This window comes from Stenotrophomonas sp. STEN029, from assembly GCF_056760015.1.
Genome location: NZ_JBRREC010000032.1, coordinates 1 through 18,388, shown reverse-complemented (window position 1 = coordinate 18,388; position 18,388 = coordinate 1). Strand labels below are relative to the sequence as shown.

At 62.6% G+C, this 18,388-nt stretch carries 12 protein-coding genes; 6 read left to right on the top strand and 6 right to left on the bottom strand.

All coding sequences use genetic code 11. The features are described 5' to 3' along the window. The first annotated feature begins 360 nt into the window (after positions 1-360). Positions 361-3,342 (top strand): TonB-dependent receptor, encoded by a 2,982-nt coding sequence (locus tag ACVOLI_RS09195; protein ID WP_481534357.1) that lies wholly within the window; start codon positions 361-363, stop codon positions 3,340-3,342. Between the two features lie 351 nt (positions 3,343-3,693). Beyond that, positions 3,694-6,729: a TonB-dependent receptor gene (locus tag ACVOLI_RS09190; RefSeq protein WP_481534356.1), complete on the top strand. Its 3,036-nt coding sequence runs from the start codon at positions 3,694-3,696 to the stop codon at positions 6,727-6,729. A 105-nt stretch (positions 6,730-6,834) separates the two neighbouring features. Here the strand turns inward: ACVOLI_RS09190 and ACVOLI_RS09185 are convergent, their stop codons facing one another. Then, entirely contained in the window at positions 6,835-8,919 is a 2,085-nt protein-coding gene (locus tag ACVOLI_RS09185; RefSeq protein ID WP_481534355.1) for an NHL repeat-containing protein, read from the bottom strand. Between the two features lie 87 nt (positions 8,920-9,006). Between ACVOLI_RS09185 and ACVOLI_RS09180 the strand changes: the two genes are divergently transcribed. Continuing rightward, positions 9,007-9,480: a hypothetical protein gene (locus ACVOLI_RS09180; RefSeq protein WP_481534354.1), complete on the top strand. Its 474-nt coding sequence runs from the start codon at positions 9,007-9,009 to the stop codon at positions 9,478-9,480. Positions 9,481-9,649: 169 nt separating this feature from the next. Here the strand turns inward: ACVOLI_RS09180 and ACVOLI_RS09175 are convergent, their stop codons facing one another. Then, positions 9,650-10,423 (bottom strand): lytic transglycosylase domain-containing protein, encoded by a 774-nt coding sequence (locus tag ACVOLI_RS09175; RefSeq protein WP_481534353.1) that lies wholly within the window; start codon positions 10,421-10,423, stop codon positions 9,650-9,652. Positions 10,424-10,546: 123 nt separating this feature from the next. Here ACVOLI_RS09175 and ACVOLI_RS09170 point away from each other — a divergent pair, with 123 nt between their 5' ends. Then, entirely contained in the window at positions 10,547-10,858 is a 312-nt protein-coding gene (locus tag ACVOLI_RS09170; protein ID WP_481534352.1) for an ASCH domain-containing protein, read from the top strand. 135 nt (positions 10,859-10,993) lie between these two features. Here ACVOLI_RS09170 and ACVOLI_RS09165 read toward each other — a convergent pair whose 3' ends face one another. From ACVOLI_RS09165 to ACVOLI_RS09155, 3 genes are all read right to left on the bottom strand, one after another. Next, positions 10,994-11,167: a hypothetical protein gene (locus ACVOLI_RS09165; protein ID WP_481534351.1), complete on the bottom strand. Its 174-nt coding sequence runs from the start codon at positions 11,165-11,167 to the stop codon at positions 10,994-10,996. 71 nt (positions 11,168-11,238) lie between these two features. Then, the gene (locus ACVOLI_RS09160; RefSeq protein WP_481534350.1) at positions 11,239-12,309 is read right to left on the bottom strand and encodes a chitinase; all 1,071 of its coding nucleotides are present in this window, start codon (positions 12,307-12,309) and stop codon (positions 11,239-11,241) included. Positions 12,310-12,497: 188 nt separating this feature from the next. Further along, a complete protein-coding gene (locus ACVOLI_RS09155; RefSeq protein WP_481534349.1) occupies positions 12,498-13,466 on the bottom strand; it encodes a hypothetical protein in 969 nt (322 codons plus the stop codon). A 183-nt stretch (positions 13,467-13,649) separates the two neighbouring features. Here ACVOLI_RS09155 and ACVOLI_RS09150 point away from each other — a divergent pair, with 183 nt between their 5' ends. Continuing rightward, the gene (locus ACVOLI_RS09150) at positions 13,650-15,398 is read left to right on the top strand and encodes an acyl-CoA dehydrogenase family protein (RefSeq protein ID WP_481534348.1); all 1,749 of its coding nucleotides are present in this window, start codon (positions 13,650-13,652) and stop codon (positions 15,396-15,398) included. 267 nt (positions 15,399-15,665) lie between these two features. On the opposite strand, the gene ACVOLI_RS09145 is transcribed toward ACVOLI_RS09150, so the two are convergent. Continuing rightward, the gene (locus ACVOLI_RS09145) at positions 15,666-17,159 is read right to left on the bottom strand and encodes a SulP family inorganic anion transporter (protein WP_481534347.1); all 1,494 of its coding nucleotides are present in this window, start codon (positions 17,157-17,159) and stop codon (positions 15,666-15,668) included. 304 nt (positions 17,160-17,463) lie between these two features. Between ACVOLI_RS09145 and ACVOLI_RS09140 the strand changes: the two genes are divergently transcribed. Continuing rightward, a complete protein-coding gene (locus tag ACVOLI_RS09140) occupies positions 17,464-18,306 on the top strand; it encodes a class I SAM-dependent methyltransferase (RefSeq protein ID WP_481534346.1) in 843 nt (280 codons plus the stop codon). Positions 18,307-18,388 lie beyond the last annotated feature (82 nt).

Sequence of the window (18,388 nt, the reverse complement as noted above, 5' to 3'; positions counted from 1 at the left end):
CGGCCCCCGAGCGGGGTCGCTTCTCCACGAACAGCACTACACCGTGGCAACGCCAGACTCTAGCCAACCAACAAGATCACTCTCTGACACGTGATTGACCCCGGCCTCGGCCGGGGTTTTTTTTTGAAACAGCCCCTCAGTGCGACCGAGAGCAAGTGAGAGTCGCGAAAATGAACGCGAGCAAACTCTCATGCGAGAAGTTTTTTTCGTTATTTATCAATTGGTTGAAATTAGTTACAGCTGAGATTGTAAATAGCTTGTAAGTGAAATTAAGATTTCGTTCAGCTGTAACGAAAACTACATTTCTGTGCAGCGCGGTTGCAACAGCACTTTGCAAGATCAATGAACCAAGGAAATCTGATGACCCGCAGCACCAACGTCACCCGGCTCAAGCGCACCGCGCTGGCCATCGTCCTCACCTCGGTCATCGGCGCCGCCGCTGCCCAGAGCACCACCGGTTCCCTGTTCGGCAGCGCCCCCTCTGCCGCCGGTGCCACCATCACCGTCCAGAACGAATCCGGCCTCAAGCGCAGCGTCGCGGTCGACGCCAATGGCCGCTACAACCTCGGCTCGCTGCCGGTGGGCAAGTACTCGATCAGCCTGGAGCGTGATGGCCAGGTCCTCGACAAGCGCGAAAACGTGCTGCTACGCGTCGGCGCCGGCACCGAAGTCTCCTTCGGCAGTGAAGGTGCAACCACCCTGGATGCGGTGACTGTCACCGCTGCCAACATCCCGAAGATCGACGTAAGCAACACCGTCTCCAAGTCGGTGGTCACCGCCGAGCAACTGGCCGTGCTGCCGCTGGGCCGCAGCGCCGAGTCGATCGCGCTGCTCGCACCCGGCGTGATCGCCGGCAGCGGCGAGTTCACCAATGGCTCGCGTTCGGTACTGTCCTTCGGTGGCGCCAGCGTTTCCGAGAACGCCTATTACATCAACGGCTACAACGTCACCAATCCGCTGAACTACCTGGGTGGCGTCAGCCTGCCCTACGGCTCCATTGACCAGCAGGAAACCTATACCGGTGGTTACAGCGCGAGCTACGGCCGCTCCACCGGCGGCGTGATCAACCAGCTCGGCGCACGTGGCACCAACGAATGGAAGTTCGGCGTGCAGACCACCTGGTCGCCGAAAAGCCTTTCGGCCTCGCCGCGCGACGTCTGGTACCCGCGTGACGGTTCCATCTACCGCTACCGCGATGGCGACGGCAAGACCCAGACCACCTATAGCGGCTACGTCAGCGGTCCGTTGATCGAAGATCGCCTGTTCGTGCACCTAGCCGCCGAGGCCGACAAGACCGATGGCGTGTCCACCAACAACATCGAGTCGGCGCAGCAGGCACGCAACAACTACAGCTACAGCTCGCCGAAGTTCTACGGCAAGATCGACTGGAACATCAACGACAACAACACGCTGGAATACACCCGTATCCAGAACACCGACCGTCAGGCCGGTTATTACACCGCGTTCGACTACGATGACCTGAGCGGCGGCGACCGTACCGGTGTCTATCCGAACACCACCAAGATCAAGGACACCTTCGATATCTTCAAGTACACCGGCTACCTGACCGATGACTTGACCTTGAGTGCCACCTACGGTCGCAGCAAGCAGGACAACCTTGCGTCCAACCCCAGCGACTCGCCGTTGCCGTACATCAGTGGCTCCGCCTACCAGGACCCGTTGATCACCGGCGGCTCTCCGATCCGCAACTCGCAGGCCACCAATGCGGGCAAGGCCAGCGACGCAGGCAGCAAGACCCGGGGCCTGCGCGTGGATCTGGAATACCGCATCGGCAACCACGAGCTGACTGCCGGTATCGACAACATGTATTACAACGCGCACAACGAAGGCCAGTCGATGACCGGCCCGGGTTATGCGTGGATCTATTCGCAGGTCGATCCAAACGAGTCGCCGAACAGCAAGTTCAACATCGCTGCGCCGGGTGGCGAGGGTTACATGGTGCAGAAGTACATCTTCTCCACCACCACCAGCATGAGCGTGGAACAGAAGGCCTACTACCTGGAAGACCGCTGGCAGATCACCCCCAACTGGCTGGTCACGCTGGGCGTGCGCAACGACAAGTTCACCAACTTCAACAGCGCATCGGTTGCCTATGTTGAAAGCGGTGACCAGTGGGCCCCGCGTGCCGGCGTGAGCTGGGACGTGTTCGGTGATTCCTCGCTGAAGGTGTTCGCCAACCTTGGCCGTTACTACCTGGCCCTGCCCAACAGCGTGGCCATCCGCGGCGCCTCTGCATCCACCTATACCCGCGAGTACTTCACCTACTCGGGCATCGATGCTGACGGCAACCCGACTGGTCTGAACGCACTGGGCCCGGGTCCGGTGTCGTCGAACAACGAATACGGTGTTGCACCAGATCCGTACTCGGTCGCGCCAACCGACCTGAAGTCGCAGTACCAGGACGAGTTGATCCTCGGTTTCGAAAAGACCGTGGGTGAATCCTGGAACACCGGCGCCAAGGTTACCTATCGCCGTCTGCAGGCTGCCATCGATGACGTCTGCGATCCGGACCGCATGGCCGACAAGCTGTCCGCCGCTGGCGTGGACCCGGATTCGGTGACCATCCCGGGCTGCCTGATCTTCAACCCGGGCAAGACCAACACCTTCATGCTGGCCAACGTCGACGGCTCGGGTTACACCCAGCTGCAGATGAGCGGCCACGACTGGGGCTTCGGCAACCAGAAGGCCAAGCGTGACTACGTTGCCATCGACCTGTTCCTGGAACACCCGATGAGCGACAAGTGGTACGGCCGCCTGGATTACACCTGGTCGCGCAGCTTCGGCAACACCGAAGGCCAGGTGAAGTCGGACATCGGTCAGGACGACGTGTCCAAGACCCAGGACTGGGACGGCTCCTACCTGATGGAGTACGCCGGTGGTTACCTGGCCAACGACCGTCGCCACCAGCTGAAGGGCTTTGCTGCCTATCAGTTCAACGACGAGTGGACCGCGTCGGCAACGCTGAGCGTCGCCTCGGGCATGCCAAAGAGCTGCCTGGGCTACTACGGCACCGACATCACCGATCCGATGGGCTACGAGTCCGCCTACCACTACTGTGGTGGCAAGCCGTCGCGTCCGGGTGATGCAGGTCGCCAGCCGTGGACCAAGCGCCTGGATCTGGGTGTACAGTACCGTCCGGCCTTCGCCGAGCACAAGCTCGCATTCGGCCTGAATGTCTTCAATGTCTTCAACGAACTGAAGCCGCTGCAGAGCGATCCCTCGTACGAAGTTGGCCCGAAGAAGATCTCGGAGACCTACGGCATCGGCACGTTCTACACCGCCCCGCGCTCGGTCCGTCTGACTGCGTCCTACGACTTCTGATCAGGAAGCGAAGCAGCAAAGCAATCTCTCATTGACGATTTACTTGAAACCCCGGCCTGGCGCCGGGGTTTTTTTTAGCTGCAACAGCAGCACTGCGAACTGCTGTACCCGCCAACGTCAACAAAATGCAAAGGCAAGTCCATCACTGAACATTCCGTCCTTCCAAGTCGCTTGTTCACGAAATTGACAGATGAAAAAAGGCCATAAAAAAAAGCAGAGCCCCTCATATTCGCCGCCGTAATTTGTCAGGCAACAGACTGAGTCGCCAAATCTCCGTGGGAGTTCAGTCAGCAAGAACTCACAACGCAAGGTTTGGGAGTCACCTGCCAACTACTCCATTGAGGGGAACCGATGAGCACTTACCCACGGACAACGCGTATCTTCCACTGCGCTGCACTGGCATTGATGCTGGGCGCATGCGTGACCTCGGCCCATGCCCAGAGCACCACCGGCGACATCATCGGCAATGCCGCCGCATCCCAGCGGATACAGGTGAGGAACCTGACGACCGGCAATGCACGCGAAGTACAGGTTGCGGCCGATGGCAGGTTCCGCGTCCCTGCACTGCCCACCGGCGAATACGAAGTATCAACGCTGGATGGCATCACGGTGGTCAACACTGCCAGAGTGCAGGTGATCGCCGGCCAAGCAAGCACAGTCCATCTGGTAGCAACCGGCGGCGCCACCTCACTGGACGGAATCACTGTACGAGGGCGTTGGCCAAACCAGATTGACGCTACCAGCGTGGAGACCCGAACCACCTTCACCGCCGAGCAGCTCAACACCTTGCCGGTAAGTCGCGACATCACCAGCATCTCGCTGCTTACACCAGGCACTGTCGCCAGCTCCGGTTACTTCGGCCCAGCCTCGTTCGGTGGCGCGTCGGCAGCAGAGAACAGCTACTACGTCGACGGTTTCAACGTCACCAATCTGTACGACAGCCTGTCGTTCTCTGAAGTGCCATTCCAGGCCATCGACCAGCTCGACGTCCAGACCGGTGGCTACGGCGCCGCCTATGGCTTCTCCACCGGCGGCGTTTCCTCGGTCAACGTCAAGCGCGGCAGCAACGAATGGAAGGGCGGTTTCAGTTGGGCGGGTGTCCCCGCCGGTCTGCGCGAGAAAGCGCCGGATACCTTCCGCACCGACGGAAGCCTGCTCCGCTCCTACGACAGGAACAGTAGCAGCTCCAATACCTACACCGCATGGGTTGGTGGCCCGCTGATCGAGGACAAACTATTCGTGTTCGCCTTGGGGGAGTTCGGCCGCTCCAAACAAACCCTCTATGGCTCCCGCGTTGGCAGCCAGATCCGCAATGCCACCGCCCCGGACACACCGGTGGTTCCTGCCTCGTTGGACACGACTACCTACGACTACGACTCAAAAAGCCCCTACTGGCTGGTCAAGCTGGATTGGTACCCCAATGATGCGAATCACATCGAGTACACCGGCTTTGACAACAGCAGCCGCTATACCTACGACTATTTCAATGCAGCCTATAGCAACGATGGCAGCAACGGTGAGCCGTCCAAGGTACGAGCATTGGGGCAACTGGTTGGCAAGAGTGGCGGCCAGACCGACATCTTCAAATGGACCAGCTACCTGACCGACACCCTGACCGCGTCACTGCAATACGGGCAGATGCGCAACCGCAACTCACAGTTCACCATCAGCCCCGATGGCACCGTGAGTGCCTACGATGGCAGCATCGACGGCGACAGCGGCGCATGCCCTTACGTCATCGACACCAACGGCGCACAGATCGGCTGCGCGGTAAGCAGCTCCGTCAACATGCAGGGAGGCCATGACAAGCGCAGCAACACACGCCTCGACCTGGAGTGGCAGCTGGGCAAGCACAAGCTCAGCGGCGGCTACAGCGACGAAGACTGGGATTCCACCGCAGGCACATCCTATTCGGCAGGTGCCTACTGGCGGCTGACCCCAGCCTATGCCTACCTGATCAATTTCCGCACTGGCGGCGGAATTGGCATCGACCAGAAGTCCTGGTACCTGGATGACCACTGGCAGATCACCGACAACTTCATGCTCTACGTCGGCGTCCGCAACGATTCGTTCGAGAACAGGAACAGCTCGGGTGCGACGTTCGTCAAGCAGGACAATATCTGGCAACCACGCCTTGGCTTCACCTGGGACGTGCTCGGTGACGGTAGCAGCAAGCTGTATGCATCGCTCGGCCGCTACTCACTGCCGATCGCCGCCAATGTTGCGCTGCGCGCTGCATCTGCCTCGTACTACACCTACAACTACTACAGCTATAGCGGCTATGACCCGGTCAGCGGCGTCCCCAATGTCACCGGATCCTATGCCGGCGGCGCATACGACTTTGTCGTGAACGGCGAAGACGGCAGCACCCCGGACCCGAAGGCCGTCGCCAGCAAGGGCTTGAAGCCCTATACCCAGGATGAGGCCATCCTCGGCTACCAGTATGAGCTGCACTCGGACACAAGCTGGCTCGATGCATGGACGCTCAGTGCAAAAGCCACCTATCGCCGCATCAACAATGTCATCGATGACACCTGCGACACGCGCCAGCTGTACCACGTTGCCGAGGACGCCGGCTATGACGTCTCCAGCTGGGGCGGCGAGTGGGGCGTGCGGGAAGGCCTGCCGGGTTGCTACCTGTACAACCCGGGCCGCGACCTGACCCTGAGCCTGGATGTGGACGGCAACGGCAGCGCTGAAACCCTCACCGTTGCCGCCGACAAGCTGGGCCCGGAGGCCAAGCGCTACTACAAGGCATTGACCCTGGCTGCGGAGAAACACACCGACAAGTGGTATGCCAGCTTCAACTACACCTGGGCCAAGCTCAGTGGTAACTACGAAGGCCTGGTGAAGAGCACCAATGGCCAGAGCGATACCGGCACCACCTCGGATTTCGATTTCGCCGAGATCATGTACGGCGCCGATGGTTACCTGTTCAACGACCATCGCCATACCTTCAAGCTTTACGGCGGCTACAACTTCAACGACGAGTGGCAGGTGGGTGCCAACATCCAGGTGCAGTCGGGCGCACCGATCAGCTGCCTCGGCGGCGGCACGGGCACTTTCGGTACCGAGTACGGCTACGCCGGCGTATTTCACACCTGCAATGTGGGCGAAGACGACATCTCCAGGCTGGGCGGCTCCGGCCGTACACCGTGGACGCTCAACGTCAGCCCCAACGTGGTCTACAAGCCGAAGTGGGCCCAAGGCCTGAGCATGCAGCTCTCGGTACTCAATGCCTTCAACTCGATCAAACCGTTGCAGGTATATGAGACCAGGTACTCGTACAACTCGGCAGGCACGGTCACCGATTTCTACAACTACCGGGCCGGCAAGTACTACACCACGCCGCGCTACGCCCGCCTGCAGCTGCAGTACGACTGGTAGGCAGCAAGCCGAAACGAGATGGCCACGGGTGATTCCACCCGTGGCCACCTGCAACCAGCGCAACCCGCCATTTCGCCACCTGCCGAGCAGGCGCTGTGCGCACAATCACTGGGCAATGCTGATGTCAAGCCGGCTGCCCAGCGCAGCTTCATTGCCACTGTAGTCTCTCGCGGTGATCCGGATCGTGTAGTTGCCCGGCTGCAACTCCATCGGCTGCAGCTCGCCGCTGGCCAACAAACCATCACGCACGGTATTGGTCAGCACGTAGCGGAAGCGGGTACTGCTGCTGCCATGCACGGTGATGCCGCTGTCCGCCGCATAAGCGAGCTTCACCGCTTCGCGTTGCGGTGGCATGCGGTTGAAGATGATGTTGGTACGCGGCTGTTCGTAGCCAGGCAGCGCGCGGCCAGTAGCGTCGAGTATCTGATAACCCAGGCTGTACAGGCCTAGCCGGCGTCGCGGCAGGTTGTTGTCAACCTGGTCCCAGGCCTCCACCACCAGTTGCAGGCCACCGCCATCGCGTGGCACCTGCAGTCGCCCATCGAGCTTGTCGATCAGGCGCTGGTTGTTGCTGTCGAGCAGGGCGATGTCGTCGATCTTCGGTGCCACGTGGTCGGCGTAGTTGGAGAAGCCAAGCCGTACCGCGTTGCGCTCGTAACCAGATGGCCCGATTGCGAGATGCACATGCGCCTGGTTGTTGATGCTGCCCAGCGCATCACCGGGCTGGAAGCGCGTGCCACGGCGTACACGCACGCGATCCAGCTGGCCGGCTTCGTCGTAGACCAGCTGCATGCGCGCCGGATCCAGTGCGCGATTGGATGCATCGCGACCAACCTTCATATGGATGTAGTCGAGCTTGTCCAATGACAGGCCCTCGGCCTGGCCGCCCAGCGTCCAGGTCGATGCCGGGCTGCTGACCTTGGCACTGGCGATGGCCAACACGGTCTGACCCACATCACCGCGCACATCGAAACCACTGTGCAGGTGGTGGCGGCTCTCGCCGCTGAAGTTGCCACGCACCTCGCCCAGCGTGCCGGTGACTTCATGCCAGCCCAGTTGGGGTGCCAGTGGCCAGCGGCCTTGGTTGGCGGGTAGCGGGTTATCGGCCGATGGCCCGAGCTGCGGCGGCACATGCACTGTGGTCGCGGTGCGCGGCACAAGGTGATGGATGCGATAGGCATCGGCGTCGCTCAACAGCAGGCTGCCGTCCGGCGCCAGCGCCAACCCTGCAGGGCGCGCGAAGCGCTGGGCATCGTTGCCCGCCACGGCCACGATATGGCCGTGTGGTGACAGCTGCACCACGCGGCCGCTCAGCCGCTCGCCAACATAGACCACGTCGTCATGGGTGATGGCCAGGGTCATCGGCCCCCACAGCACCCGATCGGCGTTGGGCATGCCAACCCGGGTACTGACCATGCCGGTGCTGCTGACCGTGCGCAGCGCGTTGTTCTGCAGGTCGGCGACCCACAGGTTGCCGTGGCTGTCGAACGTCAGGTCGGTCGGTGTATCAAAACGCGCCTGGGCGCCCTGCCCATCCTCCCAACCCGGCAGTGCACCACCGGCCAGGGTGCTGACCGTGCCATCGGTGGCAATAACGCGGATGCGGTCATTCCAGGTATCGGCGACATAGACGCGTCCGTCCGCAGCCACCGCCACGCCCATTGGTCCATTGAAGCGCGCCTGCGCGCCCTTGCCATCAGCGAAGCCCGGCGTGCCATCACCGGCCAGGGTAGTGACCTGGCCCTGCGCGCTGATCCTGCGGATGGCATGGTTGCCGGTGTCGGCCACATAGAGATTGCCCTGCCCATCCAGGGCGATGCCCGACGGCGTATTGAACTTCGCCGCCGCGCCTTGGCCGTCTGCAAATCCTTCAGTGCCACCGGCCAGAACCTGGAAGGCACCGTCAAGGCCGCGGTAGAGAATGCGATTGTTGTCGCCGGCATCGGCGACGAACAACAGGCCACCGCCCATCGCCAGCCCCCAGGGATCACTGAAGCGGGTCTGTGCGGCCTTGCCGGCGCTGTTACCCGCCACGCCGTCGCCACCCAGCAACTCGATCTGCGCCTGCCAGCCCAGCGGTGTAGGCGGCGAACCCGCTGGCGCTGGCGCCTGCGGCGCCCACACGAAGGTGGCAGCCAGCGCGGCGCCGGTCACGGCGATGACGGCAATTACCCAATGTTTGCGATCCATGTACACCCAACCAACGACGGACCCGGCACCATAGACGCTCACGGCCCGCGGCGAAACCGCCGAAAGCCCTGCATGGTGGAGAACCGTATGCATCTATATCTGCAAGAAGAGGCGATCCGCCTGCAGGCTGGGCAGAGCACGGATATCAGCCTGTCACTGTCGCTGCCCTCGCTGTTGGAGGCGGGACTGCAGCACTTTCCGCCTTCGGAGCAGGCAATGGAACAGGCCATCGCCAGCACCGAAGATGCCTTGATGCCATGGATTCCAGCCTTGCGCCTGGATTCGCTGGAGGTATTGGAGTGTGCCGATGCGGTGCTGGCTCCCCTGCCGGGCGTGCTGGGCTATCCGCCGCAGGCGATCTGTGAGCTGGACATCGACGAAGTCGAGCGGGCATTCAACCAGCTGGCACAGGTAGCGGCGGGGATGCCGGCAAAGAGCCTGGATATCCCCGAGCGCCCGGATTTCGTCGCCGCGCTGGTGGTGGTGCGCGAGCTGATGCATCACGTGGGTTGGGAGCAGTTGCGGTTGCTGGAGGCTGGGCTGGTTGGGGCTGAGAACTGAAGCCAGAGCATAAGCACCCCTCCCCAACCCTCCCCTGCTGCGCAAGGGAGGGAGCTCAAGCCAAAGCTGCGGCACCGCGCGAACTGCCCCCTCCCTTTGGCGCAGGCAAGGGGAGGGTTGGGGAGGGGTGCCTCTGCTCTGCGTTTGCCTCTCACTCCCGGAAAACCCACTACAAAGCTGGCTTCTCCGGCGCCGTCCCCATCGCCTCGCGATAACGCCCGTACAACGCCAGCACCTTGTCCACGTACTGCCGCGTCTCCGCATACGGCGGCACCCCGCCATAGCGCGCAACCACACCGATCCCGGCGTTGTACGCGGCAGCCGCCAGAGTCCGATCACCGTTGTAGCGACGCAGCAGCGACTTCATGTAGCGCGCACCACCGCTGATGGACTGTGCAGGGGACAGGGGATCACTCACCCCGTACTCGGTTGCCGTCTCCGGCATCAACTGCATCACCCCCTGCGCGCCCTTGGGCGACACCGCTTTTTCATCGAATGCGCTTTCGGCATGGGCGACCGCACGTAACCAGGCATCATCCACGCCGGTGGCTTTGGCAGCGGCACGGAATTGCGGGGCGTGCCGGTTCAACTGCGGCGTGCCTACCCGCCCCAGACCTTCATGGGCCGGCTCTCCCGGCGGCGTGGCGACAGTGAAACGCAGGTAAGGAGTCGAGCCCGGCAGGTTGCGGGTGGAATAAACCAACTTGCCATCCTGCTCACGCTCATACAGGGTGCCGCTGAACACACCGAAGTTGCCCCACAGATTGGGAGTCTGCACGGCGTTGTCATCTATCTCGATGACCTTGCAGTTGGAGCCCGGCTCCGGCGCAGTGGCCATGCTGACCGTGCCTTTCTGCACGCAGCGGTACACCATGCGTGCCTGCAACGGCGCGCACAGCCCGTACAACAGCAGCAACAGCACAAGCGCGGCCGCGCGCGGCATGGGGCCAGATCCAATCGTGAGCAAGGAGACGATGCTGAGCCTGCCTGTTTGAACGGCAGGTGATGAAAAAGCCGCCAATCGCGCCCAGAATGAATACCTGCTTTCCAGCCCCTTCCAGCACCCATGACGACCGTTCCCTTGCTCGGCTTCGACAACCCTCAATTCCATACCGGACGCAACACCAGCGTACGGCGAGGCGCGCGTTGGCATGGGGTGGCGCAGGCGTGTATCGAACGAGGTGAAGGCCGCCAGATTGGCCCGATCTCACTGCAGACCGAGCTGCGGGCCTTTGATGCCCTGCATGAAGCCGATCTGCGCGATGAGCATGATCCTGGCTGTCGCACGCCTGCAGGATTACTTGCGGTGATGCAGCGCTTGTATCCCGGGTTCCGCAGTGATGAGTTGGTGACGCTGGTGCATTTCTGGGTGGAGTGAGAGAACACACCTGAATGCCAACGGATTGCCTGGCCGCGCAGCGAGCTGGATCTTGCAAGCAGAACCGGTGGGCGGAGCTCTGGCGGTCATTCCGATAGGCTGCCAACAGCCCCGGGGGCGCTGCGCTTACCCGGGCTACGTATGTGCTGTTGCTTCTGCTTTTGCTTCTGCTTTTGCTTCTGCTTCTGCATTTGCTGTTGCTGTTGCTGTTGCTTCTGCTGTTGCTTCTGCTTCTGCTTCTGCTGTTGCTTCTGCCGTGGCCGTGGCTTTTTCCTTCTCCCGTTCACGGGAGAAGGTGGTGCGAAGCACCGGATGAGGGGAGCTTTTGCTCTTGCTTTTGCTTCAAGCAAAAACCAAAGCCGCAAAAGCTCCCGCCACAATCAACGCCCCTGCGCTGCCCGCAGATGCGCGCCTACCGGACCCGAGAACGCGCGCCCATCGGCCACATCCCAATTGATCGACCAGGTCATCACGCCACGGAAATCCGGATGCGGCTGGCTCGGCTTCACCTCATCGCATTGCTTCGCCATGGTCAGGCAATCGAAGGCACGATTGATATCCACCGGCGTCGCATAACCATTGCCTGCAGCGCGCAGACCCGACGGCAGGGCCAAGGCAACCTGGTCCGCACGCAACCCAGCAAAGCGTCCCTTGCCACCGGCCAGATCAAACCCTTCGATCAGCATCCTGGCCGAGCCCACCATCATGTCCACGCTGCCACCCGGATATTTCTCAGCGCGGTACGGAGTGGGCAGGCCACCGTTGTTGTAAAGCTGCACATGCAGCAGATCCAGTTCTTCGCGCAGGCCATCGATCAGCGGCAGATACGCACCCCAGATGCCTTCCATAGACACCATGCCGCCCTGCACATACGGATGCTCCGGCGCCATCGACACATACAGGTTCGGGTACATGCCATGCAGGCGCTTCACCGCCGAAATCAGGTGCGGCGTAACCGGCGCGCCGTGCACCACACCTGCGATCTTTTCCAGATCGACATCGATGCCATCGAAGCCGTAGGTGTTGATCGCATCGGCGGTGGTGCGGACGAAATTGTCTTCGTCGCGCTGGGTGTTCAAGGTCACCGTGCCCAATTCACCACCGAAGGACAACACCACGATCTTGCCCTGCGCACGCTTGGCGGCGATGTCGGCAATCAGCTGCGCGCGGTCCAGCGCGGGATCCGGATTGAACGCCACCTTGCCCTCGCCCATGTCATCGGCGAAGGCCAGCACGATCACGTCCCAGCTCTCATCCACCTTGCCCACCGGCAACAGGCCCTGGCCGTTGTCGAAGTTATGCAGATAGCCAACCAACGCATGTTTGGGTAGCGCGTGGCTATGCCCCGGGGCGACACCAACACCTGCCGACGGCACCGCCACCGGCGTTGCCTGGCAACCGAATGTCGAAACAAGCGCCAGCGTGGAGAACAAAAGACCGATCGACTTCATCGCACCACCAGAATAGGAAGACGCCCGATTCTAGGCATGCGAAACCGGCGAAAAACCATTCAAAGACAATAACTTAGGAAAGTCGTCCTGTTTTGTCCCGGTTTGTCCGGCAGCTGACGCGCAGGCCGCTCAGCGAGAACCGGCAATGGCGACAGCCAAGCCCGTCGCTGGCCCAGGATGACCGCCGCTCAAGTGCACATTTTCATGCGTCGCTCGGCATCCCACAGTGCGCGCCGGGCCATGTCATAGGCGCTGTCCGCGGCACTGAGCAGGCTGTGCTCGGCCTCCACCGGATCGGCCCCATTGTTGAAACGGTACTCGGCGCGCTGCAGCGCATCCAGGTGCGTCATCACCGGCGCAAGCCATTGCCGGCGCTGCTGTCCATTGCAACGCGGATAGCGCTGCTCCAGCGCGCCCAGCGCAACGCGAATGCGGCGGCTGGCTTCACCCTTCATGTCCGGTACTTTCTCGTAACGGATGGGCGCGGCCTTGTAGGCATCGCCGGTGGCTTCGCTACCGAGATCGGACTTGCGCTCATGCAGGCTGGGATTGAACGCCACCTCGGGCGGGCGCCGTGCCTGTGCCGGTTGGATATCCGGACCGTGGATCAAACGGGCACCGATCTGGCCCAACGTCGGCGGCTTCGTCTTGTCCTCGAACATGCCGGAGACCAACTCCTCCAGCGGCCGCTCGCCGACGCCGGTGGCCAACGCATCGCGGTGTTCGAACACCCGCTCGGCCGCACTTTTCTGGCGCGTGGCGTTACCGTCGGTGGGCACCGCCAAACTGCCGTCCTTGCCATACAGGCGCTGCGACCAGCCCGTCTGCGCTGGTGCTGGCTTCGCTGCAGGTGCCGCAGTCACGGCTGGCGACGGAATCGCAGGCGGTACATCAACCGCAGGCAGGTCAAACCTGGCCACTGCCTGCGCAGGCGGTGGATTCTGCAGCGTCGAAGCCACGGCCTGCTGTGCCGGCAAACGCGCCGCAGCTTGGGGCGAGGTCAGCAACCAGCGCAGTTGGATCCGGGCTTCCTCCCGTGCAACGTTCAGCTCCGGCAACTGCAACAGCAAACGCACCAGCCCGGACATGAACGCCAAGGCAACCACGCCGGCAGTCAATCGGGTCCATAGCGGTTCGGCAGCAGGATCAGAACGCATGCAACTCCAGCAAAAGACGACGCAGGGCAACAACCGGCCCTGTCACGGTAGATCGGCACACTGCAAAGACCGACAAGAGCACAACGAGTTCCACGATTGTGCCCGCCGAATGTGTGAACCTGTGGCAAGAGTGGGTCATCATCGGGCAAACGCCGTCATCGTTCGCAGCACAAGGAGCCGTACGTGAATACCGTTGCAGCACAGAACCTGGATGAAAGCATCGCCAAGCAGCTGTTCTTTGGCCATATCGCCGAAGATGTGCTGTTCCCCTACCCACAGATCCGTGAACGTGACCGCGAGATGCTGGGCGCGATGACCGATGCCATCGACCAGTTCCTGGCCGACAAGACCGCCGAGCTGCGCCAGTACGACCGCGACGCCGAGCAGCCGCCGGAATTCATCCAGGCGCTACGCGACATGGGCCTGTTCGGGCTGATCATTCCGGAGGAATTCGGCGGGCTGGAGCTGTCCAACGGTGCCTACGCGCGCGTGCTGGGCCAGACCAGCAGCCATGACAGCTCGGTGTCGCTGACCATCGGCGCGCACAGCTCGATCGGCATGAAGGGCCTGCTGCTGTTCGGCAACGACGAGCAGAAGCAGCGCTACCTGCCCAGACTGGCCAGCGGCGAGATGATCGCGGCCTTCTGCCTCACCGAATCCGGCGCCGGCTCCGATGCCGCGGCCATCCGCACCAAGGCACACCGCAACGACGACGGCAGCTGGACGCTGAGCGGCGAGAAGATCTGGATCACCAACGGCGGCATCGCCGATTTCTACACCGTGTTCGCGCGTACCGACACGCCCGAAGGCAAGGTCACCGCCTTCATCGTCGAGGCCGGCTGGGAAGGCGTCAGCCACGGCCCGCACGAAGACAAGATGGGCATCCGCGCCTCGTCCACCACCACGGTCGCCTTCAGCGATGTACGCGTTCCCGCGGCCAATGTGCTGGGCCCGGTCGGCAAGGGCTTCAAAGTGGCGATGAACATCCTCAACAGCGGCCGCACGGGTCTGGGCGGCGGTGCGGTCGGCGGCATGCGTGCGCTGATCCGCATGGCCTGCGCACAGGCCAGCGAGCGCAAGCAGTTCGGCCAGTCGATCGCCGAGTTCGGCCTGGTGCGCGAGAAGATCGCACAGATGACCGCCGATTGCTTCGCCGCCGAAAGCACGGTGTGGATGGTGGCGCACCTGATCGACAGCGGCCGCACCGACTATTCGGTGGAAGCGGCGATGAGCAAGATATTCGCCAGCGAAGCGGTGCAGCGCAGCTGCTACGAGGCCCTGCAGATTGCTGCCGGCAACGGCTTCATGCGCGAACTGCCCTACGAGCAGATGACCCGCGATACGCGCATCCTGTCGATCTTCGAAGGCACCAACGAAATCCTGCGCCTGTACGTGGCACTGAATGGCCTGAAGGGTGTGGGCGCGACATTGAGTGAGCTGCAGAGCGCGGTCGGCGGCATCTTCAACGACCCGATCAAGGGCTTCGGCGTGCTCAGCGACTATGCCGGACGCCGCGTGCGTGAAGCCACCGGCTATGGCACTGGCCGTATCCGCACACCACTCAATGATGCGTTGCGGCCCTTGGCGCGCTTGTGCGAGAAGTACACGGTGGAGCTGTCCAAGGCCTCGGACCGGTTGCTGCGCAAGCACGGCAAGAGGATCGCCGACCAGCAGCACGCGCAGAAGCGCGTAGCCGATATCGCCATCGACCTGTTCGTCGGGCTGTGCGTGCTGTCGCGCGTGGAGAGCCTGCTGCAGGCCGGTCACCCCGCAGCGGACGACGCGGTAAAGATCGCCCGCCTGTTCGCCCGTCAGGCGCGCCGGCGCATGGCGCGCAACGTGCGGGGACTGGAGCGCAACGAAGATGAGATCGTCGAATCGCTGGCCGCATCGGTGCTGGAACGCGGCGGCTACACCTGGGACGTGATGTAAGCCCTCTGGTGTTTGTAGGAGCGGCGTAAGCCGCGAAGCCACTGCACCATCCGCCGAGAAAGTTCCTGATATTGCAAACTCCCCAGGCAACCGGCAAGTGCATCAGCTTCGCGGCTGATGCCGCTCCTACAACAGCAACACGTGCGGCCAACGCTTGTGGGAGCGGTGTAAACCGCGAAGCAACCGAGCTATCCGCCGAAGAAGATCCTGTAATTGCAATCAACCTGGTAATCGGCAGCTCCACCGGCTTCGCGGCTTACGCCGCTCCTACAAAGACGGGTCATCCGCTGCCAGCTCACCCTCGCGCAACACCCGCCGCATCAGCGTCCGTGCCTGTCGGTCCAGCCCCAGCACGCGCGGCTTCACGCCGTGATGGCGATAGCGGCTGACCACCTTCTCCAAAGCCGCCACCGCGGTGATATCCCACAGCTGCGCACCAGATAGATCAATCGTCACCGCACGCCCTTCAGCAACGCGTGGATCAAAGGCATCAATGAAGGCATCCGTGGACGCAAAGAACACCTGCCCGCGCACCACATGGCGAAGGCTGCCATCAGCCTGATCCAGCGTTTCCACGCGCAACAGGCGCGCCACCTTCAGCGCGAAGAAAACACCACTCAGCAACACACCAACGCCAACCCCGGCCGCAAGATTGTGCGTGCCCAGCGTCACCGCTACCGTGGCCAGCATCACCACACCGGACAGGCGTGGATGCCGCAGCAGTGCGCCCAGGCTGCGCCAGTCAAAGGTGGACACGCTGACCATCACCATGATCGCGACCAGCGCGATCACCGGTACCTGCCCAACCCAGGGCTTCAGCAACACCATCAGCACCAGCAGGAACACGCCGGCAAACAAGGTCGACAGCCGACCACGCCCGCCGTACTTCACGTTGCCCACGGTCTGCCCGATCATGCCGCAGCCGGCAATGCCGCCGAACAGGCTGGCGGCGATATTGGCCACGCCCAGACCCGTGCACTCTCTGTTCTTGGAACTCGGCGTATCGGTGAGTTCATCGACCACCCGCGCCGTCATCATCGATTCCAGCAGACCCACCATCGCGATCGCCAAGGCCGGCATCGCAATGATGCGCAGCGTCTCCAGATCAACCGGCAGTGATGGCAGGCCCATCCATTGCGGCAGCGCATCCGGCAATTTGCCCAGATCGGCGACCGTGGGCAGATCCAGCTTCAGCCACGATGCCAGCACGCTCAGCACCACGATGCAGATCAGCGGCGACGGAATCGCCCGCATGCCCGGCAGGGGCAGTCGCGGCAGTCCGTAGATGATCAACAAGCCCAACGCCAGCATCGCCCAGGTGGCGGCAGTGGCGCCGTGCAGCTGCGGCAGCTGCGCGGCGAAGATCAGGATGGCCAGCGCATTGACGAAGCCGGTGCGCACCGAGCTACTGACAAAGCGCATCAACACGCCCAGCCGCAGCACGCCGAATACGATCTGGATGACACCCGCCAACAGGCCCGCCGCAAACAGATACGGCAGGCCATGCGCACTGATCAGCGGCGCCGCCACCAAGGCCACCGAACCGGCAGCCGCCGTGATCATCGCCGGCCGCCCGCCGAACACCGCGATGACGATGCTCAGCACGAAGGAAGCGAACAGGCCAACCTGCGGGTCCACCCCGGCCACGAACGAGAACGCGATGACCTCGGGGATCAGCGCGAAGGTGGCCACGGCTCCGGCCAACATCTCGCGCAGGGGATTGGCGCGCCATTGCGCCAGTTCAGAATGCAGGAAGGACATACGGGCTGGCCGCCGGCGCTGGCCGATGGGGTGCGGCAGCGCAGGCAGAATCAAGATGAGGGGCGCGAATTATGCCTGCTTGGGTTGCTGCGCGCTGGTTGGTGCAGGGTTCCCGGCAAAAGCCTGAACGTCCAAAGCTACCCCTCCCCAGCCCTCCCCTTTGCTCCGCAAAAGGGAGGGGGCAGAACTCCCTCCCTTTGCCGCAGGCAAGGGGAGGGCTGGGGAGGGGTGCTCTTCGCGAAGAACCAAACCCCCAAAATCCACCCTGCGGTAGCATTCCCTCCCCCGCATCAGCTTCGTACCCATGCCCCACTACACCGGCCCGCTGCTCACCCGCCCGCTGCTCGAGCAGCTACAGAGCGCCCTGAAGAAGGGCAGCAGCGAGCTCAGCGCCTCGCTCGACCTGGGCCGCAATCAGGAAGCCGTCGGCCTCAACGCCGACAGCTGGCAGTACAAGGGCCAGCATTACCCGTGGCCGGCCAAGCTCAAGGACCGCACGATCTACTACTGGGATGGCGAGGAGTTCAGCGCCGCCTCGCGCTTCGGCAGCGGCCTGTACAAGCTGGTGCCCACCGACTGGGGCATCCCCACCTTCGAGATCGACGGCATCAAGATGCTGGTCAGCGCCCAGATCTCGCCCTTGGACGACGCCAGCCGCAAGGTGGCGCTGGTGGAGCCGCGCGGCAAGCAGGTGCTCGATACCTGCGGCGGCATGGGGTACTTCGCCGCCTGCTGCCTGGATGAAGGCGTGGCCGGCATCCGTTCGTTCGAGAAGAGCACGGAAGTGCTGTGGCTGCGCACCCTGAACCCGTGGTCACCTGATCCGGATGGTGAACACGCCGGTGGCCGCCTGCAGTTGAACCATGGTGATGTGTCGAAGGAAATCGAAACCATCGCCGATGCCTCGATAGACGCCGTCCTGCACGACCCTCCGCGCTTCGGCATTGCCGGCGAGCTGTATTCACAGGTGTTCTACGACCACCTCGCCCGCGTGCTGCGCAAAAGCGGCCGTCTGTTCCATTACACCGGCGCCCCCAACAAGCTCACCAGCGGCCGTGACGTACCCCGCGAAGTCGCCACGCGCCTGCAGAAGGCCGGCTTCAAAGCTGAGCTGGCGCTGGATGGCGTACTGGCAGTGCGCAAATAACCCGCTTCTGTGGGAGCGGCGTAAGCCGCGAAGCTTCGGTCGATGAAACCGCCGTTGGACCGGGGCTTGATGGGGTACGAGC

Bases quoted from the DNA above. Each gene is read 5' to 3' on its own strand.
- ACVOLI_RS09175 (WP_481534353.1), bottom strand. From the start codon at position 10,423: ATGCCGCGCGCGGCCGCGCTTGTGCTGTTGCTGCTGTTGTACGGGCTG.
- ACVOLI_RS09145 (WP_481534347.1), bottom strand. From the start codon at position 17,159: ATGTCCTTCCTGCATTCTGAACTGGCGCAATGGCGCGCCAATCCCCTG.
- ACVOLI_RS09190 (WP_481534356.1), top strand. From the start codon at position 3,694: ATGAGCACTTACCCACGGACAACGCGTATCTTCCACTGCGCTGCACTG.
- ACVOLI_RS09195 (WP_481534357.1), top strand. From the start codon at position 361: ATGACCCGCAGCACCAACGTCACCCGGCTCAAGCGCACCGCGCTGGCC.
- ACVOLI_RS09155 (WP_481534349.1), bottom strand. From the start codon at position 13,466: ATGCGTTCTGATCCTGCTGCCGAACCGCTATGGACCCGATTGACTGCC.
- ACVOLI_RS09170 (WP_481534352.1), top strand. From the start codon at position 10,547: ATGACGACCGTTCCCTTGCTCGGCTTCGACAACCCTCAATTCCATACC.
- ACVOLI_RS09185 (WP_481534355.1), bottom strand. From the start codon at position 8,919: ATGGATCGCAAACATTGGGTAATTGCCGTCATCGCCGTGACCGGCGCC.
- ACVOLI_RS09160 (WP_481534350.1), bottom strand. From the start codon at position 12,309: ATGAAGTCGATCGGTCTTTTGTTCTCCACGCTGGCGCTTGTTTCGACA.
- ACVOLI_RS09180 (WP_481534354.1), top strand. From the start codon at position 9,007: ATGCATCTATATCTGCAAGAAGAGGCGATCCGCCTGCAGGCTGGGCAG.
- ACVOLI_RS09140 (WP_481534346.1), top strand. From the start codon at position 17,464: ATGCCCCACTACACCGGCCCGCTGCTCACCCGCCCGCTGCTCGAGCAG.